This window comes from Massilia sp. CCM 8734 (assembly GCF_011682155.1).
Lineage (GTDB): Bacteria > Pseudomonadota > Gammaproteobacteria > Burkholderiales > Burkholderiaceae_D > Telluria_A > Telluria_A rubra.
Map to the genome: position 1 here is coordinate 63437 of NZ_WHJI01000002.1, position 18576 is coordinate 82012.

Sequence of the window (18576 nt, forward strand, 5' to 3'; positions counted from 1 at the left end):
ACCCGAGGCCTTCAATGAACTTGAACCAAAATCCCACAGTTGACCAACTAAAAGTAATCGTTGCCGCATGTGACGATGAAGAAACTCATCATATTCTTTGGGTGGATAATACTGGTGAGGTTCGCGTCACACCGTTGCCCGACGACATAACCCCATCCGGCTTCGAGAGAAAATTTCCGACGACATTGCTCCGTTTCGAAACTTACCATCAAGGCAATGGGTATGTTGGTCAAGAAGCTGCAGACGATGAGGCCCATATGAACTCCGTGTTCAATTCGCTCGTACGCGAGTGGGCCACTCAGAATGGCCGGACGATTACACGGTACATCGGATAAGTCGCTTCCGTCCGTTGGCACAAACTACGTGCGGATCAACGGTACAGGACAGGCCAGAAGCCATTTGATGGCCACCTGCGCCCTGGCATATTGCGACACGGCTTACCGGCGCACCGAGATATCGAGCACGATCGACTGGATACGTCCGATCTGGCGCGTCGCTTCGATCGAGCCCGGGCGCAGAATGTTCACTGTGAGCGAGTCGACCGCCATGCCCGTCGCGTCAATGAAGGCGTTGAGCTCGGCGTTGATCGCCGTTTGCAGGCGCCGCTCCAGGTCTCGGCGCAGCCTGGCGATATCGCTAACCGCCCGCTTGGTCTGGCTGATCGCCACGGGCTTGTCGCCGGCTGCGTACGCCATGTCGACCCAGGGCAGCCCGTCGCGGTTTTCGGTGCCGTTCATTCCCGGCCCATCATGTGCGGCACCTGGGCTGCAACAGCTGCAATGCCCTGCCCTTGCGCGCCGTATCCCTTAGCCTGAAGGATCTGCTTGGCCGTCTCGCACTCGGCGAGGTGCTGCGCCAGGGAAGTGATCGTGGTCTCGTCCTTGGCCTCTACGGCGCGGACGATCAGGCTGTACCAGTGGCGGGGAATCATTGCGGGCCTTGAATAAGAAGAGCCGCGGGCGCGTTGCACCTGGCGGCGAAAGAGCGCTGGGAAGCGCCCGAGGGAGATTGTGGAGCGGGATGACGGGCTCGAACCGTCGACCTCATACTTGGAAGGAATGCGCTCTGCCTTCTGAGCTAATCCCGCTCTGAATCTGGCAAACCGTATGGGAATCGAACCCATCTGAGCGCCTTGAAAGGGCGATGACCTCACCTGAAGTCGAACGGTTCATACATTGGCGGAAGATGAAGGAATCGAACCATCAGCCATCCCTGACTGCCACGGTTTTCAAGACCGCTTTGCGCCCTGCGCGGCATCTTCCAAAACTGGCGGTAGCACCTCAGGTGCCGGTCCGCTGAAACTTCTCCGCCCTTTTCTTTGGCGAATAATTGCTCTGTTTCCACTGCTTAATCTGCGCCGTCCTGCCTATGCGACGCTCTTCCACCGTAAAGTAGACCTGACGCGGGTCTCGCTTCACCCGCGAATTGCAGGATAGGTGGCTGAACGCAATGTTTTCCAGATCAAAAAACGCGCCCTTTGGATCGGCACTATCCAACCAAGGCGTCATGTGCTCAACACTAAAGTTATCTCGCACGAGTTCGGCGTTACAGCGATGGCACTTGTGGCCTAACTTGATCGCGAACGAAAACAGCAGATCGACCTTGAGTCGATTGGCTGCGGTACTGGGGTTCATACCCAGCTGCAGCGTCTTCTTATCCATAACTCTCCGATGAGGTTGATAGAAAATTGGCGGTAGCAGCGCGATTCGAACGCGCGGAGCGTTTCCACTCTACGGCTTAGCAAGCCGTTGCTTTCGGCCTCTCAGCCATGCTACCTATAATCGTCCGGAGTTCAGCGTTCCGGGTCGTTCGGCTTGCGCCAGCACCGCGCGCGGCGGCTCGACTGTTGTTTGCACCCTGCTCGGCGTTACCGCTGGCTACTGGCTGCACCAGTTGTTGGCAGGTCTTGGTATAGTCACGTGAATGTCGGCCTAATCGATGACGGGGCGCATCTGGCGGCCTATTTTGCCCGTACTACCATGGAGTGACATCGTTTCGTGATGCGGCCGGCGCAGCTGGTGCGCACCAAGAGAGATCCTTGCCGTGCAGAATGCAGAGGACGAGGACATATTGTCTTGCAGTCAGCTTATATAGCGCCGTGTGTAGCGCTTCACCTTCAAAGAACAACGCCTGGCGATCAACCCGGGCGACCCCTCGTAATAGCAGGGTTTCAGCCCGATGCTTTCGCAGAGCGGGAACTCTATTCGGACACCTCCGGAGCCTGCCCGCTTTCCGGGATCAGGCCCCACCCGAGCTGTCGCTTGATCTGGTCAGGCGACGGCGGCGGGCTTTCTTTGCGTTCGGGCGCACTCATGTACGCGCGAACGAGTTCTTTGTCGGGGTGTGTCACGTTCACCATATCTGCCTCGCTGGGAGCGGAAAGCAAAAAACCCGCTCAAGGCGGGCTTTCGGGTTCGTCCCAGCTATCTGCTGGGTACTACGTGCGACTGTGCTGCGTAAATTTCAGTGCGAGCGAAACCATCGGTAGGCTTGCACTATATGAAATCCCAGGGGTCGTTGTCGCTTTCGCGTCTAGCACAAGCCTGGGAGAAATTTACATCACATCGAGAATTGCAATTCTACACGAAACCACTGTTTGTATACACAGTTTCAGGAAATTTCTTCGGTCACCAGGTCATGCTTGCGCAACAGTGCGCTTGCGATGGCTGCGTGTGTCGATTCGATGGCGCCCAACTCCGACACCATGTCGAGCACCAGCTTGGCCTCGTAGCCGCTCAGGCCCGTCAATTCGATCTTGCCCGATCCCTTGCATGGAATGCAGGCGCGCTTGCTCTCGGCGACACCGGTGCCGTGGCACTGGGCGCACTTGCCGTCCAAAAAGTGGGCAAGCGAGGCGTTGGCCACCCGTCGAAACGTGATCGGCGCAATGGCAATGTCCTCGGGCTTCACCCAACGCCGCGCGGTGCCCTTCTCGGTCACGATGGCGAGCCATTCGCGCAACAAGCCGGCCAAGTTCTGCGCATTGCCCTCGAACTTCTTGCCCAACGTGCCATCCGCGTATTTGACGCGCGACAGCAACGAACCGATGTTGCGCGCGGACTTATCAGCACGTGCGGCAGCCTGAAGTGCGTCGGTCTGGTGGTGAAAGCAGTCATCCATGAGATTGGATGAGCCGAGCGATTGAAGGTGTTTTTCAGCAAATCCCATAGTTTCCCCACAAGAAGACCTTCCCACCTTACCATATTGCTGCAAGTTTACAAGAGTCCAATGGGAAATATTTTTCTTCGTCGAAACACCCAAATCGCTTGACTCGGCAGAGCTGCTTTATGCGCCGGTGCTGCCGAATCCCCCGCCTTCCCGCGCCGTATCGCCCAGCTCGTCGACCAGATCGAATTCGACGCGCGGCGACGCTACCAGCTTCGCCTGTGCGATCCTATCGCCCGTTCGGACCTTGGGGCATCGGGCATCGTCATCGCCGTCGAAGCGCAGCGCAACCATCACCTCGCCGCGGTAGTCCGAGTCGATCTGGCCCGTGCAGTTCGACAAGCGAATGGCGTCCTTGAAGCCCTGCCCGCTGCGGCTGTGGATCTCCATGACCCATCCGGGCGGGATCTCGAACGCCAGGCCGGTGCGGAATATAGCAGCGTGCTGATCACGCGGGTGCGGCTTGAAGTCATCACCATCGAGGGCATGTAGGTCAAAGCAGCCCGCACCATCGGTTGCGTAGGTTGGTAGGATTGCATCCGGGTGCAGCTTCTTCACTTTCAATTTCATCATCGTCCTTTCAAGTGCTGCCCGGCTCGGTGGGCAGCTGCCCGTCATTTCTTCCAGCGCTTCCGCTGCTCGCGCTCGATCCGCTCGCGCAGGTACTTGACGCAGCAGGCCGGGTCGCGCCAGCCGTCCACGCCGGCCACCTTGGTCGCCGGCTTGTTCTCACGCATCCGGTAGACTTCGGCCAGCTCGGCGCGAGTAAGTGGGCGATCGCTCATTGCATCGCCCGCTCGGCGACTTTGCACGCATCATTCATCACGCCCACCTCGACGTTCGGCATGGCGCACAGGTACGTCTTAATTGCTGCAGCGATGGCCTTGTGCTCGCCGGTGGTCAGATCGAGCAGCTTCGTCGGCCTGGCGCTTGCCTTCTGAAGCGCGGCGTACGCCTTCGTGACCTGGCCATGAAATGCCTTGGACTTCGTGCGCGCGGCGATGAAGCTGGCAATGATCAGGTGCTGGGTCAGGAAGTTGGCGCCGGATGCAGTGCACTGCCCGCGCTTGGCAGCGTCCAGGTGGATCATCGCCGGCATGGCGATCAGTCGCGTATCGTCCGCGCCGACCTTCTGCTTGCGCGCGAAGATGTCGAGCGGGTTGTAGATGGTCGTCATCAGAAGTCCTCCACTTTCCAGCCGCCGCCGTCTTTCTTCGGGCGGGCCTGGATGGCGATGAATCGAATCGGGTACAGGTCTGCGACGATCTTGATCTTGGCGCGCGCGTCGTCCTGCCAGAAGCCTTTAACCTCGTGCGCTTCCAACGCACCGTCGGCAAGCATCACCACAAAATCAGGCGTGTAGAACGTGTTGTCGGCCAGGCGGAACTTGAGTCCTTCGAACTTGTACCAGGCCACCTCCCCGGCCTGCTTTCGCTGCTCGAGCGTGGCGGCATAGGCGACCTCGGTCTTATTCATGGCACCGACCTTGAGCCGGCCGAGCGCCTGTAGTTGGCGGCCGATCATTTCGCAGCCTCGCGCTTTGCAATTTCGCGCGTGATATACCAGGCAGCCTTCTTCAGGTCGTCCAGTGGAGCGCCCTTCTCGTCCGCGCGCCACAGGTACTTGATCGCGTTGCCAAGGTTGAAGCTCATGTGCTCGGTGATCTGGATGCATTCCACGCCCGACGGATGGCTCGTGTAATGCTTAGGATTATTGATGTTGTCAGTCATTGCATTCTTTCCAGTTGGGTTTCCGCCAGGCGCTGCTGCACCTGGGCATTCGTTGTGCGCTTATATTCCTCGTCGGCCAAGCGCACGCGCTCCACTTCGGCCAGGCGCTTGAGCTCCCGTTCTTCGGCTCCGTCCTTGATCATCTGCTTCACCCTGGCCAGCTGCGCCCGCGCCTCGGAGTCTGGCGTTGGATCGCCAGCCGGGCCTTCAAGCAGCGCCGCGGCGGCCGGCGCCGGCAGTCGACCGGCGTTGACCGCACCCCTGATAGCCGTGGCGTGCTGCCGTTTGTCCCAGCCAATCGACGCCACCCATTGCGCCGGCTGGTGCGCGGCGCGCGCTTCCGCCACCAGTCGGGTGTACGCTTCAAGGAACGACTTCCGCGCGCTGATCGCCCCGCTCGAGTCCAGGACCGGGCGGCAGATGAACAGCGCGGCCGCCGTCTCTGCCGTCCACACGACCGTCGATTCTTCGTCGCGCCCAGTGAGCGCGATCGCCCAGGCTTCCTCGGCGCCGGGCCGGCCGTCACCCTCGGCCATCAGCGCAATCTGCTCATTGATGTGCGCCGGCTGCGGGACGAACTTCCCGTCTTTGCCCATAATGTGGGCATGCAGCGCACCGCGAAAAACATCAAGCGGATACTTGGCCACGGCGCGGAAGAACATCGCCCTGGCGTCAGCGCTCAGCACCTTGGTGCCGCAGCTGATCATGTCGTAGGCGTCGTCCAACAGCTTGGCAAAGGCGTCGTAGTCACCTTGGCGCATCCAGACCTCCGAACTCGTCGTAGCCCCCGAACAGGCGGCGCTTGGCTTCCTCATTCAACGACTGTCGCCCTGCCCCGCCGCGCTTGGATGCCCAAGGCAGCAAGAAGTGCTCGTCGGGTCCGAAGAACGTTGCCGGCTGCTTGATGTAGCGATCCTCGGTGCGCTCGCTTTTCACGTATTCGGCATAGCGCTTGACGCCGGCCAGGATGTCAGCCGGCTTGGTGCCCGCCTTGACCCGTGTACCCCAGGCCTTGAACGAGCTAACCTTGTTGGCGCCAGAGCGCGCTGGATAGGCGGCCCATACTTCTTCGAACTCGTCCGGATAGTCATTCCGTTTCGCCGGCTTAACGTTGACCAGCGCACGCAGGGCGATGACCTCGGCGCGAAGTGCTTCGGCTTCGATCTGAAGTTCCTCGTATGTCGAATTCATGCGGCACCCCCGAGGATGTTCAGCCAGTTGTTCGGCACTTTGGCGGCCTTCTTTTCCCAGTGCTTGCTACGCCACTTCGCCTTCATCTGATCGTAGCGATCTGTCTTTTTCAAGTTGGCGTAGTAGCGCGCGCTGATCTGCGCTTTGGTAAGGCGGCGAAGCGTGTCCTTCGCATCCGGCTCTGTACCGACTTCGTAGACCGCCATCGACGGCCCGCCCAGCGGATGCGGCAACCACTTGCAAATGCGAATCTGTCGACCTGGCTCTGAGTGCAGCTGATTCACCGCCGAGTAGACGACATCCCGGCAGATACCGGTGCGCTCAACAAGCTGCGTCTTTGTTCCAGGCAGCGATCCAAGGATCAAAGCGATCGACGCTGCGCGCCGTGAATCCGGGCGCTTGTTTGCCGCGCGCGGGCGACCGTTAGTTGGGGCGGGCATTATGCGACCTCCCTGGCGAACATATCCAACTGCGGCGCAGGGATGGCGGCCAGCTCTGCTGCAGCCGTCACCTTTGCGTGCTCGAACTCGATGCGCGCGGTGGCGATCGGAATATACTCGGCGGTCATGTCGATGCCGACGAACTCGAAGCCGCCGCGCATGCATCCCTTGCCCGTGCTGCCGCTGCCCATGAACATGTCAAGCACCTTGCCGCCGGGCGGCGTGATCAGGCGCACGAGGTACAGCATCAGTTCGGTCGGCTTGACGGTCGGGTGATGGTTGCCCTTGCGATCGCTGCCCAGGTTCTCGGCGTCGCGAAGCGTGCTGCCCTTCTTGAACTGCGGACCTGGTGCGTCCAGGCCCTCGTGCCGGTCGGCCGGGCTGGTCTTGGCGCAGTAGAAGAAGCGGGCGGCGCTTCCGGTGTCGCTACGTGGCTCGGGGTTGTTCGTGACGTGGCGCAGCGCGCCGAAAACGCTATTCCCTTGCGCTCCGCCGTCCGTGCGGGCGCGGCCTTGTTGCCCCGGCGCGGTCGGGAACAGCGCCACCACCTCGGCGCTGCCGTCGTGAATGAGGTTGGCCGGCCAGCGGCCGAGCTGCGAAGGCGCGGCCCGCTCAACCGTTTCACCCTCTTGCCCCGGTACTGCAGTCAGTTTTTTGGCAGGACCGCCCCAGGCCGGAGTGCCAATTTCGGGGGCTGCGCCGCCAGGCCACCCGACCCGGCAGTCGTCGATGTTGAATGCGCCGGTACCGAACGCCAGCACGTTGGCGGACACGGTGCAGCCCTTGGCCAGCGGCTTGCGCGCCACGCAGATCGGCTCCCAGGCCGGTTTGAGCGCAGTGCCCCAGCCCTGCCAGTCGCCGTCCAAATTGCGCGACTTGGGGAAGCCCGATCCATACAACCAGCCAATCTGATCGCGCACCTCGAAGCCCGCGTCCTCGATTGCGCACACCATGCGGTGCTGCGTGCGCGTGCCGCTGAACGCTAGCAGGTGGCCGCCCGGCTTGAGCACGCGCAGGGCCTCGGCCCACACCTCGATGTTGTAGGCGATTTTCGATCCGTCCCACTGTTTCCCCATAAAGCCCGAAGACGCTATACTTTGCTCATGGACAATGAGATCAAACGTGAATGCCCGGTTTGCAAGATCATCTATAACGCTGACGCGACGCGCCTCAAGCATGGCCGGCAAACGACTTGCGGTCGGGCTTGCTCTTACCAGCTGCGCGCCACTCAAAAGCAAAATGGCAGCGAACAGTCGTGCACCGTTTGCGGAAAATACTTCTACCGCTCCCCGTCCCAGATCAAAACCAAGTACGGGGCTACATCCTGCTCCAGTGAATGCGCGTACAAGATCCGTCAGCGCACCGTCAACGCACCCTACGTTCTCGTCAGCCAGTACGATCGGACCGCTGCCGGAATTAAAGCATGGGAGACTCGACGAAAATCCGGAAAGCCCTATCCCGATTCCGCTAGAAACAAAGCCCGCACCAACGCCATTCAAAATTTGAAACAACTTGGTGGGGTCAGCAAGTTTGAGCGCAAAGCAGCCGAGGTGCTGCGCCGGCTCGGCTTCAATGTTGGCGACAGCGCTGTCGGACGAAACCAAAACGGCACTTTCGGATGTGTGTTTGACATCATCCTTCCCGAGCGCCGCCTCATCATTGAGTGCCACGGGAATTATTGGCATGGGGGAAGATGGACGTGGGAGGTCGCCGGCCACTCCCAAGCCAAGAACCTTGTCTATGAACAGCGGAAGTGCGTTGCCGCCCGCGAGATGGGATTTGATCTTCGCATTCTCTGGGAAAGCGAATTCAAAAAAGACCCGACTGGCGCTTTGCTTACCGTCGTTCGATAACTCATACGGCGGATCGCAAACGATCGCGTCCACGCTGCTCTCCGGCAGCTTGCTCATCTCGGTGATGCAATCGCCGTGAATAATGGTGTAGGGCTTCATGAGTACGCCCATTCCATGACTGCTACAATTCGCTTAGTCAAGATAAATCCCCTAGTAGGTGGTTTTTTGATCAGAGTCCGTGCCGGGTGCAACCGATGCGGACTCGCTTTTCATAAGGCCCTTGGACCGTAATACTCCCTGGCTTTCGTGGCGCGCCAGGTCGAAGTAGCGGTCGACCAGCGAACGTGGCATGCTGCCGGCGTAGCCGCCATCGAGCCAACTGTGGCAAGTCACGCAGGCGTAGCATCCTTCCTCGTCCCTGGCCTTGATGCCCATGCCCTTGCCGTCCTTGTGGCTGTTCGAATGCGCCCAGACAGTTGTGGCCGGGTCGCCGCAGCAGCAGGGGAACCGCAGGGTGCATGCCTCGCCTTCGGCTGACTTGCGGATGGGCATCATCTTCGGGCGACTTTTCTTCATCGCCGCCTTGCGCGCCGGAGCCTTTCTCTCGGCCGCAGCCACGCGCAGGATCCCGGTGCTCGTCGACGGCACCTTCTGCTTGAACGCGGTGTGCTTCAGGCCGGCGCCTTGTTTCAGTTGCGAGCGGCGCATCATTCGCACAACCCGTACGCCGAAGCGCATGCCGTGCCATCGTCCAGGGCCGTCAGCAGCGAGAATTGTTTGCCGCCGCGCGAGGTTTGCGCCCACTCGATCACCGCGTAAATATCATTCTCCTTCGCGTGAGCCAGGCTGTTCTGGACGAACTTACCGCCGTTCTCGGCCGGGATGAACGTGGCGCCGCCGCGCTTGCTGGCGTTGAGCACCTTCCACTCCCACTGCGAAATCCGCTCGGGGTGCTCCGGGAAGCGAAGCGCAATCTGCTTGAGCTCGGCCTTGTTGGCATTGATGCACGGCATGCAGCCGACGCGCCCCATTCCCTGCTTATAAAGGGGGTTTGGTTGCACGCCCTTCGATGCGCAGTATGCGAACACGTCCATTGCAGACCATTCGACTAGCGGCCGGAAGATATACAGGCCGCCGCCGACGCGCTCGAACTTCTTCGCGTTGCGCCGGTTTTGCGACTCGTCGCGGCGCACACCTTGCCAACTCACTACGGTGTACCCTTGCTCCATTAGCCCAAGCTGGTACTCGACGGCCATGTTGCGCTTGAGCTCCTCGGTGCAAAACTGCGCTTTGCGCGAAGGGAAGCGCCCCTTCCAGAGGCACAGGTCAAGAAACGGGTTGCCGCTGGGGTGCAGCACAGCCAGGGCCCGGCGCTTGGCTTTGTTCGTCCAGCGGACCTTGCGGCCATCGGCACCGCGCCGCGTGCGCTGGTCGCGCGCGATGAACATGCGCTTGCGGGCGATCTCGCCGGTGAAGTCCGCCCTCAACGTCGCAATGACAACACCGGTGGCAAGTTCCAGGTATTCGAGGTATTTGTAGACCTCCTCGTGCTCGTTCCCCGTGTCGCAGAAGATGCCGCGCACGTTCTCCGCACCGAAGCGCTCGATAGCCAGCAGCAGGGTCGCGGCGCTGTCCTTGCCACCGGATACCGAAACGACGTGAATGATGCTCATGATTCGACCTCCATCGGCTGCTTCGCCCGCTCAATGCAATCCAGCATGGCCTGGCGCGCCGCGGCATCGGATGGCAACGGCCCAGCTATGGGTCTCAACCACGCATCTGGAAATGGCCCCTCCGTGATGGTTTTTCCGTCAAGCGTGAAGCCGCCAGGGGCTTCAAAAACCCATATAGGGCCAAGCCCAGCCGGGATGTTGAAGAAATCCACTCCGCCGCATTTCCCACCGGCAAACAATTCGACGACGGTGCCAATACGCCCTTTGTGGCGGCCTTCTACACAAATCGCCATGTCTCCTGGCTTGCAGTTCATGGCGCCACCTCGACAAACATGTCGATGGTCTTGGTGTCGCGCACTACTTCAGGCGGCGCCAGGTCGAGCCATTGGCCGATGGTCTGATCGACCAGGTTCCCGTAGGGGAGGCAATCTTCTTTCCAGCCGTGCGGTAATGGGCTCCCTTGCTTGACTTCGTAGTCGCATTCCGGATCGTAGTCGCCGTCGGAAATGATCGCGCTTTTGTGGGCGCGGAACACCCGCTCGGCATCGATCTCGCTAGTGGCGACGACAACCGCGGTCACTACCATGTTGACGGCGTAGAGCCTTTGGACTTTGCTTTCGGTGCTCATCGCATTTCCTTCACTGGCATAAATTTGTAGCTCGCCGGTGCTGCGACGACTGGCAGCTGACCGGAATCGGAAAGGCCCTCGGCCAGCTTCATCAGCAGCACCAGGCGCTCGTGTGGCAGCGCGACGAAGTAGGCCTTGCCGTCGATCTGGACGGCGATCGAGATTGCAGTGATGTTCATCAGATACCTCCTCGGCGCCAGCCTGCGGGCTGCGGGTTGCACTTCACGCACACGTCCTGCCCCACAGGGAACTGGCCGATGCTCTTGTGGTTCTTGCAGCACGAGCACGTCATGCGCTTCGATGGGCTGACCGGGATGATCTGCTGCGTCGCCGCGCGGTAGCGGTCGTTAGATGCGTGGCCTAGTGACATGGTAGGATTCCTCTATGAAAATTTATCCACTCATAAGAGTTCTTTGGAAAAAGTCGCGTTTTTGGCTGCTTCTCTTTGTTGCCGTTATGAACCTGGTGAACATTGGTCTCGACATGAACCTCACCCGGGAGCATTGGGCATCGTGGGTACAGGCAGTGGGTTCCATTGCGGCATTGGTCGTCGCTATTTATGTGATGAGTCGGCAAAATGCTCACGCAGCACGATTGATTGCCCAAGCGGATAGCGTCGCGCTCACACGCCGTGCAAACACCGTCTCGGTCGTAGTCGAGAGCGCGTATTGGCAAATACATGCCTGCATCAACCATATGCAGGTCGCTGCAGCGAATAATGATGTCGCGGACCTTCAAATCTCCCTTTCCTCGAGTAAGCATGTTTGCGAGGTGATTCGGAGTAGTTTGACCAACATCCCCATTCATGATCTTGGATCGGCCGACATGGCCACGGGCGTAATACACATTGATTCGACCGCAGATATCATCCTGGCCTTGTGTGCGGGTCCACTGCCAACCATGCCAAACGTCCAGCAGATTGCTCCTGAGTTGCACACGAAGGCGAACAAGGCAATTGCCTTCTTCCGCACGGGCATGGCTCAGATTGGGATATAAAGCCATAGTCACCTTGACGCCGCCCTCGCGACGATCTCGCGCTCGTGCGCGGAGTTGACGCGGGCTGGCCGGGCCTTGTTTTCACAGACTCGGCACAGCGCGCCCCTGGTTGGCGCGTCGCACGTAGCGCATGGATGCGTCAGCGGCTTTGCTTGACCGTTCGCCGCCTTCTCTCTAGCAGCGGTGCCGAAGCATTTTTCCGGAGTCCATCCCGCGTCGAGGCGCTTTTTGGCCGTATCTTGGCGGATGCCGAAGCGCTCGCACCAATGCACCAGCGCTTGAGTCTCGCCCTTGTACTCGACCATGCGATTCGATCGACGATTGCGATCATTGACCTTGCGCGTCACCCACCGGCAATTTTCCGGTGAGTAGCCTTTGTCGTTGTTTTCGCGATCCAGTTCGTGCGCCGGCGACGGCTTCGCGCCCATATCGGCTAGGAAGTTCTCAACTGAATCAACCCAGCGATCGCAGACAGTGATGCCGCGCGCGCCATAGTCTTTGTAGGCCGGGTTGGTCGGCACCGTGCAGCGAAGGCGCAGCGTCTGCCATGCTTTGTATTCGGGCGTGTAGGAAAGCCCATGACTTGGTTTGCCGCTCATGATCTCGTCTCCAGCGCTGCATAGACGCGGTACTCGGCGCCCGGCGTGCGCACCAGGTTGGCGAGCTGCTGCTTGGCCTCGTCGCGCGTGACCGGTTCGGTGATGGCGAACCAGCCGATGTCCGGGCCGTCGAAGCGCTGCACGACGAATCCAATTTGGTTGGTGGCGGCGATCATGGCTTGATCCTCTGTAACTCGATAACCCAGACCCACGGATTGGATTCCCAGCTCCCAGCGCCGTTGATTTCGTTCCACAACTTGGCATAGCCGTCGTAGTATTCGTGGACACAGGTCGCTGGGTTAATGCCTTCTTCCTTGGCGTCCGCTTCGCTGCAATCGTTCAGCCGCTCGACGCGCACCGAGACGATTTCGAGCTGGATGCGGCTGGCCCAGCGCGGCATGTGAATGGAAGGCTTGCAGCCCGACGTGATGTTGTCGTCGCCATCAATCCATTCGACGACGGCATCGGTAGCCGGGTATGTAACCGTGTACCCTTCGCCTGTTTCCCAGTCGGGCGCATCGGCGCCATGTTCGCGTCCATCGGCGAACAGCGGCTGGAAGGTTTCACGCACCCAAAGTTGGTCGCCTGGATCGCCGTATGGGCACATTGCGAGAATTGTGTCTTTCCCATTCGGGTATAGCGTGCCGCCAGTGCGCGCTTTGTTCGGCAAATACCACGACGGGAACAGCCCGCACACGTCGCCATAAACCAGCTGCGGCTTCATAATTCGGCGTGTTTGTGTTTTGCTGCCGTCGAGCAGCGCACGCACCATCGGCGCGTTCATGAGGATTGGACGCTCTTTCATGCGCACACCTCGCTGGCCAGCTGGAAGCGAACGGTAGCCAGGGCCGCGAAGCCGGTCGGCTTGGCCGGCGCGCGCTCGATGCGATCCGCCGGTTCTGCCGGCGCCGCTGGCGGGTTGAAGAACTTGCCCGGCAGCGCGAGCGGATCGACTTTCACCGTTTCGATGCGCGGCGGTGTGGCTTTCGCTTCCCGGCGAACCCGCGCGGCGATCAAACGCGCTTGGCGAACTGTCGGCGGAACAGGGGCGTCCAGGCCGGAGAGGTAGTCCTGGATCGCTTGCTCGTTGGCGACCAGAGCATACGACGGGCGCTTGTAGCCGTCCCTATTCAAAACGTCATTTGGGGCAAAGGCTATAACTCCTTCGCACTTAAGTTCGCCGAGGTATTTACCCGCATTTGCCGGCGAAACGTTCAGAATTTCGGATACTTGAACCCGGCTCCTATTCCCATTGCGCAACGCCACGATGAGGCGCTTCAGGTTCTCGCTGCGCGATGGGCGGGCAACGGCGTTTTTGGCCTTGGTCATGGATGCCCCTTAGCAATCAGGGAATCAGCAACCTCGCGCAGTGCATAGCGCGCCTCGAGCTCGTCGTTGACCAGGTCCTGGAATCTGGTGCCCGGCGCTTTCTTAATCTTGGCCAGGTCCGCCAAGCGCCATGCGATCAGCTTCCTGTCCCGCCCGGAGTGCTCTTGCGCAAACGCGTGAGAAATCTCGCGGACGAGTACCTTGCCTTGGTGATGAATGCTTGAGTGATTCATGCCGCGACCCCCATTCCGGCGAGATCGTCGACCTTAGCCATTTGTCCGCACCATGAAGGGACGCCCACTACTGCATCGGCGCGCATCGGCATGATGACGCCGATGAAGTCCTCTGCCGCAGGAATTCGAGCAACTGCGCTGCCGCAGGCGTTGCCATTCACGTTGAAGAACTGGATGCCGTTGAACTTGATTTTTGACGTCCCATTCGATTTCGCTGCAGCAGTCGCTGCCCGCTCGAGCAAGGCGACCAGGTCGGCCGAATAACTGCCAAGCAAGCCAGGCTGAATGGTTGAAAGCTCGGGAATCACTCGCTCATAGCGCGGAAACGCCGCCACTGGATCGATCACTGGATCGCCAGCCTGAATGTACGCCTCCGCTTCGCTGTCACCCTCTACAACAACCAGGCGGTCGTTCAGCACCTTGATAATCCGGTTGCCGTGGATGTTGCCGGCGCAGGACTGGAGCATGCGGGCGTCCAGGCGAAGCGTTACTTCTTCATCGCAAATGGCTTCCCGGTCGTGGATCGCGCCGAGTGCATGGCCATTGGTCGCACAGATGATGGCGCCGCCGCTCTTATGCGGGCGAACGTTGACGCCCGAAAGGTAGTAGCGGATATCGTTCTTTGCGATGAATGGCGCGATGATCGGAATCAGCTTCGCCGTCAGCCGCAGATTGGAAATTACCGGGCGCGCGCCCTGGCTATTGCTTGTGTCGCGATTCATAATGCGGTCTCCATTTCAGGGGTTGCGTATTTCTTGGCCAGGAAGACTTGCCCGGCGCCGGTCACCATTGCCGTGAACGTGGGATGAGAGACACCTTTGCTGTCGGTGTATGGGTCTTGCTCGATCACCGTGAAATAGTCGCGGTCGATGTACTTCTGATAAGGGAGGTTGCTATTCATGAGGATGCCGTCAGCACGCATCATCCTGAAAAACTTGTTCCGCCCGTAGCCGAGGGTCTTGGCTACCTTTTCGACGTGGCAGACACCCTCCATCGCGCGGATCGTTTCGGCGAAGGCGACCTTCGGGGCGTCACTGGCAATCTTGGTCTCGAGATGATCCTTCTGCTCCTGCAGATCGGCTGCCAGGCGCAGCGCTGCGGCGAAGCTTGTCGGGATGAGGATTGGGGCCGGCGGCGTGGCGCGCCCAACTTCGAGCGCCGTCATGCGGTCATAAACTTTCGCTTGGACCTCGTAGGATTCCGACATCACCACTAGCTCTGCCTCACGTTTCGGCAGGTAGTAACATGGATATTCGCGCGTTCCGCCGGCTGGCTGCGGTCTACTCACCGTTCCATAGAACGATGGAGCGGTGACGCCCAGCACCTTGGCGACTTTGACCATCAATCGGTCGTGTCGAATTTTCGGCTTCCCGGGCTCCCGCGCCGAGTTGATGACGTCGACCAGCTCAATGCTGGACATCGCCGGTACAGCGCCCGTAAATTTTTGTGGTAACATTTGGTCCTCTGTTGTAAAAAGCACTTCGTTTTACTAAGCCCGCCTCGAACGCGGGCTTTACTTTTTTGCGAAAACTGTTTGGAACGGGTGGAGCGTTTTTTTAGCCTTTTCGCATGCTTGAATTGCGTCCTCCTTTTTCCTAAAGCTCCCGATACTTTTTTGCTGTCCATCAAGCCCAATTCGTACCCGCCATCTTTTGTCGCGATCGACCCAGTGCACCCCTGTGACGCCAGATTTGTTTGTGATCGCCAATTTGGTGTTCTGCATGTTCTCGGCGTTAGATGCCTCTCGCAAATTTGCAATCCGGTTGTCGACACCCCCGCCATTGATGTGGTCAAGCAAGTTGCTCGGCTCCTTTCCGTGCACGTACATCCAGGCGAGTCGATGAGCCTTGTATGCCACCCGATTTATGAATATCCGGATGTACCCGTTGTGCTGACATCCAGCGATCGAGCCGACCGATACTCGACGACTCGGAGAAACACGGTAGATGAACAGCCCGTTGTTTGGGTCGTAGTGAAAAAGCGCATGCAACTCTGATTGACTCGGTAGCTTGTTCACTTGCTGATCCGTCCTTTTCCGATTACTTCGCGCATCACCTTCCTGCGCTCCTCGCAGAACCTGGCGTAGTCCGGCATGCGAACTGGCTGGTGGTCCGGCGTTATCTGCACCAACTGGTGGTATCCCTCTGCAGCATCGAAGCCGCAGTACTCGCAGCGTGCGTCGTGGTTCAGCGAGTGGGGTAGTTTCCGCTCGCGGCCCAGGGCGAATGCTGGTGCGCCGATCATTGCGCGCTCCCGATTACGGCCGCCAGCCGCACAATGGCGTGCGCATCGTCGTCGCCCTCGTAGTGCGCGCCCCAGAACTCCTGGATCACGTCGGTCGCTGTGCGCTTCCAGACACAGCAGTCAGCGAAGTCGATGTTCATGCCGAGTGTCTGCGCCAGGCGGTAGCGGTCGCCGGCATCGGTGATCGGGTTCCACAACCATAGCCCGCTAATCAGCAGCAGGCCGCCGCCCGTAGGCTCATCGCGCCAGGCATCCCCCGGCCAAAACCGAAGGCCCACAGCCTTCGCGGCCCGCTCCATCAGCTCGCGTTCGGTGGGCGCGCTCATGCTGCCGGCTCCGATACCAGCACCCAGCCAGTGGTGGTCTTGTGCATGCGGGCGATCTGAAGGCGCGTCGTGCGATAAGGCTGGGCGCCGTTGACGCTCATATGTGCGTAGCCATTAACCGGGTAGACACCCACTACTGTGCACATGCGCGGCCCGCCCTGCGGACCTTGCGTACGCACATCCAGATCGCGCCAGACCTGGCCGACTTTGACGGTGATGCCCTCTTTGGTGATGATGCTCATGGCTTCACCACGCAGTTCCGCGCAAGCGCTTGGTCATACAGGTCCTTGCGGATCACCGAGTCCCATGCCTTGGTGATGGAGATCTCCCGTTGAGCTTCAACCTGGGCGGCCTCGCGCTGCGCAGAACTGCATACGTACTCGACCTTGACTGGGGCATCAGGAGCGCAGGCGCTGCACAGCGCGGCGGCCAGGATGATGACGGCCTTCATGCGGCACCTGCCTTGGCTGCGAGGATGGCGGCGTCGACGGCGTGGTCAAAGGCCTTTCCGGAGCCGGCTGATACGACTTCAGGAAAGCACCCAGGGTTGTGGATATACCGCGAAGCCCAAATGCTTCCATCCTTCGGATACACGCCTTCATGCAGGATGATCGTCTTCCCACCACGCAGCGCTCGATACCGCGCCGCATCGAGCTTGTCCTGGTCGGCGGACTGCGCCAAGGCCGCGCGCATCTGGTCTTCGGTAAAGAGTGGCAGTTTTGCCGTCGAGCTTTTCTTGCCATGAACTGGAACGGCACCCTTGCAGTTGCCACCATCTTGAAGGCGGTAGCGAGACTCGTGCGTCATCCACAGCTTTGCTTCGGGCAGCTCGACCCGGCCGGCGGGCTGGGCAGGCGCGGCGGTGGGTGCTGGTGGGAGCGGCATCCAGTGGGTGATGTTGCTGTCGTACCAAACAACCCAACTAGCGGCGTTTGGTCCGTCCGCGTCTTCGTCCCACATGTCGATCCGGTAGGGCTCTGCTGGGTCTTCGGGAAAGAAGATCAGAACTGACGTACCCGGTTCCGGCAGGCGATCGTCGACACTGATCCAGGCGCTCGGCGCTGCCTGCTGCACCGGGGCGATATAAAGCAGCGTGCCGGCTTCCAACTCTTCGGCCAGCGAGCAATGAGCTTTGCCGATTGGTTCGATGCCGTTACGCTCGCCAGTGCCGCCACGGTTGTACGTCGCCACGATGCCGACTGGCACGTCCTGCACCGGGGCGCTCATGCCGCACCGCCTGGCGCACGCGTCGCCCAGCAGAAGACAGGACCGTCTTCGGTGTCGTGAATCGCCAGCGGGAACCAGCCGTCGCCTGAAGGCGGGGCCGGATTCCAGTTGGAGACATCGACGTCGGAATTGTCGAAGTACGCCACGTATGCGGGATGGTCGTCCGGCTCGTCCTCGAGCGCAGACATCGACACACGGATACCCTGCTCAGCCAGCCAGGCGTTGTATTTCTCGCCTTCGCCTTCGTCGAACGATGGCAGGTCCGGGTGCGTCCAGAATCCGAACTCGTCGCGAGCCACCTCGACAGGCTGGATCAGGGCGAGACATGGCAATGCCCACTTGCCGGCGAGAGCAATGCGCACCGCGCCGATGCGCTTGAGCACCGGCGAGATCGACGCGCTGGTGGCGCCGGATGGCTTGCCGCCGTAGCAGCACCACTCTTCCGAGATAGTCCGGGCAATCTCCGTTGGCGACATCGGGCCCGTTGCGGCGCGCAGCACGGCGCGGACCTTCTCGTTGCGTTCTTCCGCGCCTGGGCGGCTGGCAATGCGGTTCATGCTGCACCGCCACTGAAGAAGCCGCCCCAGTACAGTACCGCCACGTTGATAGCGACTACGGTCAAGGAGATCCAGAAGGAATGCTTCCCGGTGCGCGGCTTCCCATGCTGGGACATCGAAACGCCGAGGCTCAACGCGAGCCAGGCGACCATGATGACTTGTGGCGCGGTCATGGCTGACCTCCGGCCACGTACGGCGAAGGCACGAACGCGCGAACTTCCGCCAGCGTCATCTTGCCAATCTCAAGGCGCCGCACGACGAACGAGTCGCGCACCGGCAGGGTGAAGCTGCGAATCTTGCTGATGACCGGAGGCGCGACCTGGATGAGGCGCGCGAGTGCGGCGTCGTTCTTGAGACCGTGACCGCTGATCAGTGCGTTGAGCAGCCCGTTCGGGTCGTACTTCACTTCTTCTTTTGCTGACATTTCGCAACTCCTTCGTTATTG

Annotated in this window: 37 protein-coding genes and 4 tRNA genes; 2 read left to right on the top strand and 39 right to left on the bottom strand. The window is 60.2% G+C overall.

From position 1 onward, the window contains the following. Nucleotides 1-14: 14 nt before the first annotated feature. The gene (locus tag F2P46_RS02265) at nucleotides 15-335 is read left to right on the top strand and encodes a hypothetical protein (RefSeq protein ID WP_166884852.1); all 321 of its coding nucleotides are present in this window, start codon (nucleotides 15-17) and stop codon (nucleotides 333-335) included. Nucleotides 336-437: 102 nt separating this feature from the next. Here the strand turns inward: F2P46_RS02265 and F2P46_RS02270 are convergent, their stop codons facing one another. The 23 genes from F2P46_RS02270 to F2P46_RS02380 form a co-directional block, all read right to left on the bottom strand. Further along, nucleotides 438-737: a hypothetical protein gene (locus tag F2P46_RS02270; protein WP_166884854.1), complete on the bottom strand. Its 300-nt coding sequence runs from the start codon at nucleotides 735-737 to the stop codon at nucleotides 438-440. Continuing rightward, nucleotides 734-931: a hypothetical protein gene (locus F2P46_RS02275; protein ID WP_166884856.1), complete on the bottom strand. Its 198-nt coding sequence runs from the start codon at nucleotides 929-931 to the stop codon at nucleotides 734-736. Before F2P46_RS02275 ends, F2P46_RS02270 begins: the two co-directional genes overlap by 4 nt. Nucleotides 932-1011: 80 nt before the next feature. Beyond that, nucleotides 1012-1087: transfer RNA gene (locus tag F2P46_RS02280), tRNA-Gly, on the bottom strand. An 8-nt stretch (nucleotides 1088-1095) separates the two neighbouring features. After that, nucleotides 1096-1170, bottom strand: a tRNA-Glu gene (locus F2P46_RS02285). A gap of 6 nt (nucleotides 1171-1176) precedes the next feature. Then, nucleotides 1177-1262: transfer RNA gene (locus F2P46_RS02290), tRNA-OTHER, on the bottom strand. An 18-nt stretch (nucleotides 1263-1280) separates the two neighbouring features. After that, nucleotides 1281-1661 carry an HNH endonuclease gene (locus F2P46_RS02295; RefSeq protein ID WP_166884858.1) on the bottom strand — a complete coding sequence of 127 codons (381 nt, stop codon included), beginning with the start codon at nucleotides 1659-1661 and terminating at the stop codon, nucleotides 1281-1283. Between the two features lie 27 nt (nucleotides 1662-1688). After that, nucleotides 1689-1776, bottom strand: a tRNA-Ser gene (locus F2P46_RS02300). An 834-nt stretch (nucleotides 1777-2610) separates the two neighbouring features. Then, the gene (locus tag F2P46_RS02305) at nucleotides 2611-3168 is read right to left on the bottom strand and encodes a hypothetical protein (RefSeq protein ID WP_166884860.1); all 558 of its coding nucleotides are present in this window, start codon (nucleotides 3166-3168) and stop codon (nucleotides 2611-2613) included. Nucleotides 3169-3285: 117 nt separating this feature from the next. Further along, entirely contained in the window at nucleotides 3286-3738 is a 453-nt protein-coding gene (gene dut, locus F2P46_RS02310) for a dUTP diphosphatase (RefSeq protein WP_166884862.1), read from the bottom strand. A 41-nt stretch (nucleotides 3739-3779) separates the two neighbouring features. After that, nucleotides 3780-3950: a hypothetical protein gene (locus tag F2P46_RS02315; protein ID WP_166884864.1), complete on the bottom strand. Its 171-nt coding sequence runs from the start codon at nucleotides 3948-3950 to the stop codon at nucleotides 3780-3782. Further along, nucleotides 3947-4342 (bottom strand): hypothetical protein, encoded by a 396-nt coding sequence (locus tag F2P46_RS02320; protein WP_166884866.1) that lies wholly within the window; start codon nucleotides 4340-4342, stop codon nucleotides 3947-3949. Before F2P46_RS02320 ends, F2P46_RS02315 begins: the two co-directional genes overlap by 4 nt. Further along, nucleotides 4342-4689 carry a DUF1064 domain-containing protein gene (locus tag F2P46_RS02325; RefSeq protein WP_208296478.1) on the bottom strand — a complete coding sequence of 116 codons (348 nt, stop codon included), beginning with the start codon at nucleotides 4687-4689 and terminating at the stop codon, nucleotides 4342-4344. The genes F2P46_RS02320 and F2P46_RS02325 overlap by 1 nt, the downstream gene beginning before the upstream one ends. Continuing rightward, nucleotides 4686-4895 carry a DUF3310 domain-containing protein gene (locus tag F2P46_RS02330; RefSeq protein ID WP_166884867.1) on the bottom strand — a complete coding sequence of 70 codons (210 nt, stop codon included), beginning with the start codon at nucleotides 4893-4895 and terminating at the stop codon, nucleotides 4686-4688. Before F2P46_RS02330 ends, F2P46_RS02325 begins: the two co-directional genes overlap by 4 nt. Further along, the gene (locus F2P46_RS02335; RefSeq protein ID WP_166884869.1) at nucleotides 4892-5656 is read right to left on the bottom strand and encodes a hypothetical protein; all 765 of its coding nucleotides are present in this window, start codon (nucleotides 5654-5656) and stop codon (nucleotides 4892-4894) included. The genes F2P46_RS02330 and F2P46_RS02335 overlap by 4 nt, the downstream gene beginning before the upstream one ends. Continuing rightward, nucleotides 5643-6086 (bottom strand): hypothetical protein, encoded by a 444-nt coding sequence (locus tag F2P46_RS02340; protein WP_166884870.1) that lies wholly within the window; start codon nucleotides 6084-6086, stop codon nucleotides 5643-5645. The genes F2P46_RS02335 and F2P46_RS02340 overlap by 14 nt, the downstream gene beginning before the upstream one ends. Continuing rightward, nucleotides 6083-6526 (bottom strand): hypothetical protein, encoded by a 444-nt coding sequence (locus F2P46_RS02345; protein WP_166884872.1) that lies wholly within the window; start codon nucleotides 6524-6526, stop codon nucleotides 6083-6085. Before F2P46_RS02345 ends, F2P46_RS02340 begins: the two co-directional genes overlap by 4 nt. Beyond that, entirely contained in the window at nucleotides 6526-8478 is a 1953-nt protein-coding gene (locus tag F2P46_RS38505) for a site-specific DNA-methyltransferase (protein ID WP_208296479.1), read from the bottom strand. Before F2P46_RS38505 ends, F2P46_RS02345 begins: the two co-directional genes overlap by 1 nt. 51 nt (nucleotides 8479-8529) lie before the next feature. Further along, complete coding sequence (locus tag F2P46_RS02355) at nucleotides 8530-9030, bottom strand: nuclease domain-containing protein (protein WP_229508975.1); 501 nt, start codon at nucleotides 9028-9030, stop codon at nucleotides 8530-8532. Further along, complete coding sequence (locus F2P46_RS02360) at nucleotides 9027-9992, bottom strand: phosphoadenosine phosphosulfate reductase family protein (protein ID WP_166884874.1); 966 nt, start codon at nucleotides 9990-9992, stop codon at nucleotides 9027-9029. The genes F2P46_RS02355 and F2P46_RS02360 overlap by 4 nt, the downstream gene beginning before the upstream one ends. Then, entirely contained in the window at nucleotides 9989-10306 is a 318-nt protein-coding gene (locus F2P46_RS02365) for a KOW motif-containing protein (protein ID WP_166884875.1), read from the bottom strand. The genes F2P46_RS02360 and F2P46_RS02365 overlap by 4 nt, the downstream gene beginning before the upstream one ends. After that, nucleotides 10303-10620, bottom strand: a complete 318-nt coding sequence (locus F2P46_RS02370) for a hypothetical protein (RefSeq protein WP_166884877.1) — start codon at nucleotides 10618-10620, stop codon at nucleotides 10303-10305. Before F2P46_RS02370 ends, F2P46_RS02365 begins: the two co-directional genes overlap by 4 nt. Next, on the bottom strand, nucleotides 10617-10799 hold the full coding sequence (locus tag F2P46_RS02375) for a hypothetical protein (RefSeq protein ID WP_166884879.1): 183 nt from the start codon (nucleotides 10797-10799) through the stop codon (nucleotides 10617-10619). The genes F2P46_RS02370 and F2P46_RS02375 overlap by 4 nt, the downstream gene beginning before the upstream one ends. Next, a complete protein-coding gene (locus F2P46_RS02380; RefSeq protein WP_166884881.1) occupies nucleotides 10799-10990 on the bottom strand; it encodes a hypothetical protein in 192 nt (63 codons plus the stop codon). Before F2P46_RS02380 ends, F2P46_RS02375 begins: the two co-directional genes overlap by 1 nt. A gap of 14 nt (nucleotides 10991-11004) precedes the next feature. On the opposite strand from F2P46_RS02380, the gene F2P46_RS02385 reads away from it, so the two are divergent. Then, nucleotides 11005-11616, top strand: coding sequence for a hypothetical protein (locus F2P46_RS02385; RefSeq protein ID WP_166884883.1), 612 nt, complete (start codon nucleotides 11005-11007; stop codon nucleotides 11614-11616). Between the two features lie 8 nt (nucleotides 11617-11624). Here the strand turns inward: F2P46_RS02385 and F2P46_RS02390 are convergent, their stop codons facing one another. Genes F2P46_RS02390 through F2P46_RS02465 form a run of 16 tightly spaced genes read right to left on the bottom strand, consistent with a single transcriptional unit; the run spans nucleotide 11625 to nucleotide 18555 of the window. After that, nucleotides 11625-12215, bottom strand: a complete 591-nt coding sequence (locus tag F2P46_RS02390; RefSeq protein WP_166884885.1) for a hypothetical protein — start codon at nucleotides 12213-12215, stop codon at nucleotides 11625-11627. Continuing rightward, nucleotides 12212-12391, bottom strand: coding sequence for a hypothetical protein (locus F2P46_RS02395; RefSeq protein ID WP_166884887.1), 180 nt, complete (start codon nucleotides 12389-12391; stop codon nucleotides 12212-12214). The genes F2P46_RS02390 and F2P46_RS02395 overlap by 4 nt, the downstream gene beginning before the upstream one ends. Next, the gene (locus F2P46_RS02400) at nucleotides 12388-13020 is read right to left on the bottom strand and encodes a hypothetical protein (protein ID WP_166884889.1); all 633 of its coding nucleotides are present in this window, start codon (nucleotides 13018-13020) and stop codon (nucleotides 12388-12390) included. Before F2P46_RS02400 ends, F2P46_RS02395 begins: the two co-directional genes overlap by 4 nt. Then, nucleotides 13017-13544, bottom strand: coding sequence for a hypothetical protein (locus F2P46_RS02405; RefSeq protein ID WP_166884891.1), 528 nt, complete (start codon nucleotides 13542-13544; stop codon nucleotides 13017-13019). The genes F2P46_RS02400 and F2P46_RS02405 overlap by 4 nt, the downstream gene beginning before the upstream one ends. Continuing rightward, a complete protein-coding gene (locus tag F2P46_RS02410) occupies nucleotides 13541-13777 on the bottom strand; it encodes a hypothetical protein (protein ID WP_166884893.1) in 237 nt (78 codons plus the stop codon). Before F2P46_RS02410 ends, F2P46_RS02405 begins: the two co-directional genes overlap by 4 nt. Next, a complete protein-coding gene (locus F2P46_RS02415) occupies nucleotides 13774-14499 on the bottom strand; it encodes a hypothetical protein (RefSeq protein ID WP_166884896.1) in 726 nt (241 codons plus the stop codon). Before F2P46_RS02415 ends, F2P46_RS02410 begins: the two co-directional genes overlap by 4 nt. Next, nucleotides 14496-15233, bottom strand: a complete 738-nt coding sequence (locus F2P46_RS02420) for a phage antirepressor KilAC domain-containing protein (protein ID WP_166884898.1) — start codon at nucleotides 15231-15233, stop codon at nucleotides 14496-14498. The genes F2P46_RS02415 and F2P46_RS02420 overlap by 4 nt, the downstream gene beginning before the upstream one ends. A gap of 57 nt (nucleotides 15234-15290) precedes the next feature. Next, entirely contained in the window at nucleotides 15291-15794 is a 504-nt protein-coding gene (locus F2P46_RS37410) for an HNH endonuclease (RefSeq protein ID WP_166884900.1), read from the bottom strand. Further along, nucleotides 15791-16021, bottom strand: coding sequence for a hypothetical protein (locus tag F2P46_RS02430; RefSeq protein ID WP_166884902.1), 231 nt, complete (start codon nucleotides 16019-16021; stop codon nucleotides 15791-15793). Before F2P46_RS02430 ends, F2P46_RS37410 begins: the two co-directional genes overlap by 4 nt. Continuing rightward, on the bottom strand, nucleotides 16018-16347 hold the full coding sequence (locus F2P46_RS02435; RefSeq protein ID WP_166884903.1) for a hypothetical protein: 330 nt from the start codon (nucleotides 16345-16347) through the stop codon (nucleotides 16018-16020). Before F2P46_RS02435 ends, F2P46_RS02430 begins: the two co-directional genes overlap by 4 nt. Beyond that, nucleotides 16344-16589, bottom strand: coding sequence for a hypothetical protein (locus F2P46_RS02440; protein WP_166884905.1), 246 nt, complete (start codon nucleotides 16587-16589; stop codon nucleotides 16344-16346). Before F2P46_RS02440 ends, F2P46_RS02435 begins: the two co-directional genes overlap by 4 nt. Then, complete coding sequence (locus F2P46_RS02445) at nucleotides 16586-16798, bottom strand: hypothetical protein (protein WP_166884907.1); 213 nt, start codon at nucleotides 16796-16798, stop codon at nucleotides 16586-16588. The genes F2P46_RS02440 and F2P46_RS02445 overlap by 4 nt, the downstream gene beginning before the upstream one ends. Beyond that, nucleotides 16795-17574, bottom strand: a complete 780-nt coding sequence (locus tag F2P46_RS02450; protein ID WP_166884908.1) for a DUF551 domain-containing protein — start codon at nucleotides 17572-17574, stop codon at nucleotides 16795-16797. Before F2P46_RS02450 ends, F2P46_RS02445 begins: the two co-directional genes overlap by 4 nt. Continuing rightward, a complete protein-coding gene (locus F2P46_RS36965; protein WP_208296480.1) occupies nucleotides 17571-18131 on the bottom strand; it encodes a hypothetical protein in 561 nt (186 codons plus the stop codon). Before F2P46_RS36965 ends, F2P46_RS02450 begins: the two co-directional genes overlap by 4 nt. After that, on the bottom strand, nucleotides 18128-18304 hold the full coding sequence (locus F2P46_RS02460) for a hypothetical protein (protein ID WP_166884911.1): 177 nt from the start codon (nucleotides 18302-18304) through the stop codon (nucleotides 18128-18130). Before F2P46_RS02460 ends, F2P46_RS36965 begins: the two co-directional genes overlap by 4 nt. Next, nucleotides 18301-18555 carry a hypothetical protein gene (locus F2P46_RS02465; protein ID WP_166884913.1) on the bottom strand — a complete coding sequence of 85 codons (255 nt, stop codon included), beginning with the start codon at nucleotides 18553-18555 and terminating at the stop codon, nucleotides 18301-18303. Before F2P46_RS02465 ends, F2P46_RS02460 begins: the two co-directional genes overlap by 4 nt. Nucleotides 18556-18576 lie beyond the last annotated feature (21 nt).

What these genes read in the sequence shown, in the direction of transcription:
- F2P46_RS02265 (WP_166884852.1), top strand. Translation starts at nt 15, where the DNA reads ATGAACTTGAACCAAAATCCCACAGTTGACCAACTAAAAGTAATCGTT.
- F2P46_RS02270 (WP_166884854.1), bottom strand. Translation starts at nt 737, where the DNA reads ATGAACGGCACCGAAAACCGCGACGGGCTGCCCTGGGTCGACATGGCG.
- F2P46_RS02275 (WP_166884856.1), bottom strand. Translation starts at nt 931, where the DNA reads ATGATTCCCCGCCACTGGTACAGCCTGATCGTCCGCGCCGTAGAGGCC.
- F2P46_RS02295 (WP_166884858.1), bottom strand. Translation starts at nt 1,661, where the DNA reads ATGGATAAGAAGACGCTGCAGCTGGGTATGAACCCCAGTACCGCAGCC.
- F2P46_RS02305 (WP_166884860.1), bottom strand. Translation starts at nt 3,168, where the DNA reads ATGGGATTTGCTGAAAAACACCTTCAATCGCTCGGCTCATCCAATCTC.
- dut (WP_166884862.1), bottom strand. Translation starts at nt 3,738, where the DNA reads ATGATGAAATTGAAAGTGAAGAAGCTGCACCCGGATGCAATCCTACCA.
- F2P46_RS02315 (WP_166884864.1), bottom strand. Translation starts at nt 3,950, where the DNA reads ATGAGCGATCGCCCACTTACTCGCGCCGAGCTGGCCGAAGTCTACCGG.
- F2P46_RS02320 (WP_166884866.1), bottom strand. Translation starts at nt 4,342, where the DNA reads ATGACGACCATCTACAACCCGCTCGACATCTTCGCGCGCAAGCAGAAG.
- F2P46_RS02325 (WP_208296478.1), bottom strand. Translation starts at nt 4,689, where the DNA reads ATGATCGGCCGCCAACTACAGGCGCTCGGCCGGCTCAAGGTCGGTGCC.
- F2P46_RS02330 (WP_166884867.1), bottom strand. Translation starts at nt 4,895, where the DNA reads ATGACTGACAACATCAATAATCCTAAGCATTACACGAGCCATCCGTCG.
- F2P46_RS02335 (WP_166884869.1), bottom strand. Translation starts at nt 5,656, where the DNA reads ATGCGCCAAGGTGACTACGACGCCTTTGCCAAGCTGTTGGACGACGCC.
- F2P46_RS02340 (WP_166884870.1), bottom strand. Translation starts at nt 6,086, where the DNA reads ATGAATTCGACATACGAGGAACTTCAGATCGAAGCCGAAGCACTTCGC.
- F2P46_RS02345 (WP_166884872.1), bottom strand. Translation starts at nt 6,526, where the DNA reads ATGCCCGCCCCAACTAACGGTCGCCCGCGCGCGGCAAACAAGCGCCCG.
- F2P46_RS38505 (WP_208296479.1), bottom strand. Translation starts at nt 8,478, where the DNA reads ATGAAGCCCTACACCATTATTCACGGCGATTGCATCACCGAGATGAGC.
- F2P46_RS02355 (WP_229508975.1), bottom strand. Translation starts at nt 9,030, where the DNA reads ATGATGCGCCGCTCGCAACTGAAACAAGGCGCCGGCCTGAAGCACACC.
- F2P46_RS02360 (WP_166884874.1), bottom strand. Translation starts at nt 9,992, where the DNA reads ATGAGCATCATTCACGTCGTTTCGGTATCCGGTGGCAAGGACAGCGCC.
- F2P46_RS02365 (WP_166884875.1), bottom strand. Translation starts at nt 10,306, where the DNA reads ATGAACTGCAAGCCAGGAGACATGGCGATTTGTGTAGAAGGCCGCCAC.
- F2P46_RS02370 (WP_166884877.1), bottom strand. Translation starts at nt 10,620, where the DNA reads ATGAGCACCGAAAGCAAAGTCCAAAGGCTCTACGCCGTCAACATGGTA.
- F2P46_RS02375 (WP_166884879.1), bottom strand. Translation starts at nt 10,799, where the DNA reads ATGAACATCACTGCAATCTCGATCGCCGTCCAGATCGACGGCAAGGCC.
- F2P46_RS02380 (WP_166884881.1), bottom strand. Translation starts at nt 10,990, where the DNA reads ATGTCACTAGGCCACGCATCTAACGACCGCTACCGCGCGGCGACGCAG.
- F2P46_RS02385 (WP_166884883.1), top strand. Translation starts at nt 11,005, where the DNA reads ATGAAAATTTATCCACTCATAAGAGTTCTTTGGAAAAAGTCGCGTTTT.
- F2P46_RS02390 (WP_166884885.1), bottom strand. Translation starts at nt 12,215, where the DNA reads ATGAGCGGCAAACCAAGTCATGGGCTTTCCTACACGCCCGAATACAAA.
- F2P46_RS02395 (WP_166884887.1), bottom strand. Translation starts at nt 12,391, where the DNA reads ATGATCGCCGCCACCAACCAAATTGGATTCGTCGTGCAGCGCTTCGAC.
- F2P46_RS02400 (WP_166884889.1), bottom strand. Translation starts at nt 13,020, where the DNA reads ATGAAAGAGCGTCCAATCCTCATGAACGCGCCGATGGTGCGTGCGCTG.
- F2P46_RS02405 (WP_166884891.1), bottom strand. Translation starts at nt 13,544, where the DNA reads ATGACCAAGGCCAAAAACGCCGTTGCCCGCCCATCGCGCAGCGAGAAC.
- F2P46_RS02410 (WP_166884893.1), bottom strand. Translation starts at nt 13,777, where the DNA reads ATGAATCACTCAAGCATTCATCACCAAGGCAAGGTACTCGTCCGCGAG.
- F2P46_RS02415 (WP_166884896.1), bottom strand. Translation starts at nt 14,499, where the DNA reads ATGAATCGCGACACAAGCAATAGCCAGGGCGCGCGCCCGGTAATTTCC.
- F2P46_RS02420 (WP_166884898.1), bottom strand. Translation starts at nt 15,233, where the DNA reads ATGTTACCACAAAAATTTACGGGCGCTGTACCGGCGATGTCCAGCATT.
- F2P46_RS02430 (WP_166884902.1), bottom strand. Translation starts at nt 16,021, where the DNA reads ATGATCGGCGCACCAGCATTCGCCCTGGGCCGCGAGCGGAAACTACCC.
- F2P46_RS02435 (WP_166884903.1), bottom strand. Translation starts at nt 16,347, where the DNA reads ATGAGCGCGCCCACCGAACGCGAGCTGATGGAGCGGGCCGCGAAGGCT.
- F2P46_RS02440 (WP_166884905.1), bottom strand. Translation starts at nt 16,589, where the DNA reads ATGAGCATCATCACCAAAGAGGGCATCACCGTCAAAGTCGGCCAGGTC.
- F2P46_RS02445 (WP_166884907.1), bottom strand. Translation starts at nt 16,798, where the DNA reads ATGAAGGCCGTCATCATCCTGGCCGCCGCGCTGTGCAGCGCCTGCGCT.
- F2P46_RS02450 (WP_166884908.1), bottom strand. Translation starts at nt 17,574, where the DNA reads ATGAGCGCCCCGGTGCAGGACGTGCCAGTCGGCATCGTGGCGACGTAC.
- F2P46_RS36965 (WP_208296480.1), bottom strand. Translation starts at nt 18,131, where the DNA reads ATGAACCGCATTGCCAGCCGCCCAGGCGCGGAAGAACGCAACGAGAAG.
- F2P46_RS02460 (WP_166884911.1), bottom strand. Translation starts at nt 18,304, where the DNA reads ATGACCGCGCCACAAGTCATCATGGTCGCCTGGCTCGCGTTGAGCCTC.
- F2P46_RS02465 (WP_166884913.1), bottom strand. Translation starts at nt 18,555, where the DNA reads ATGTCAGCAAAAGAAGAAGTGAAGTACGACCCGAACGGGCTGCTCAAC.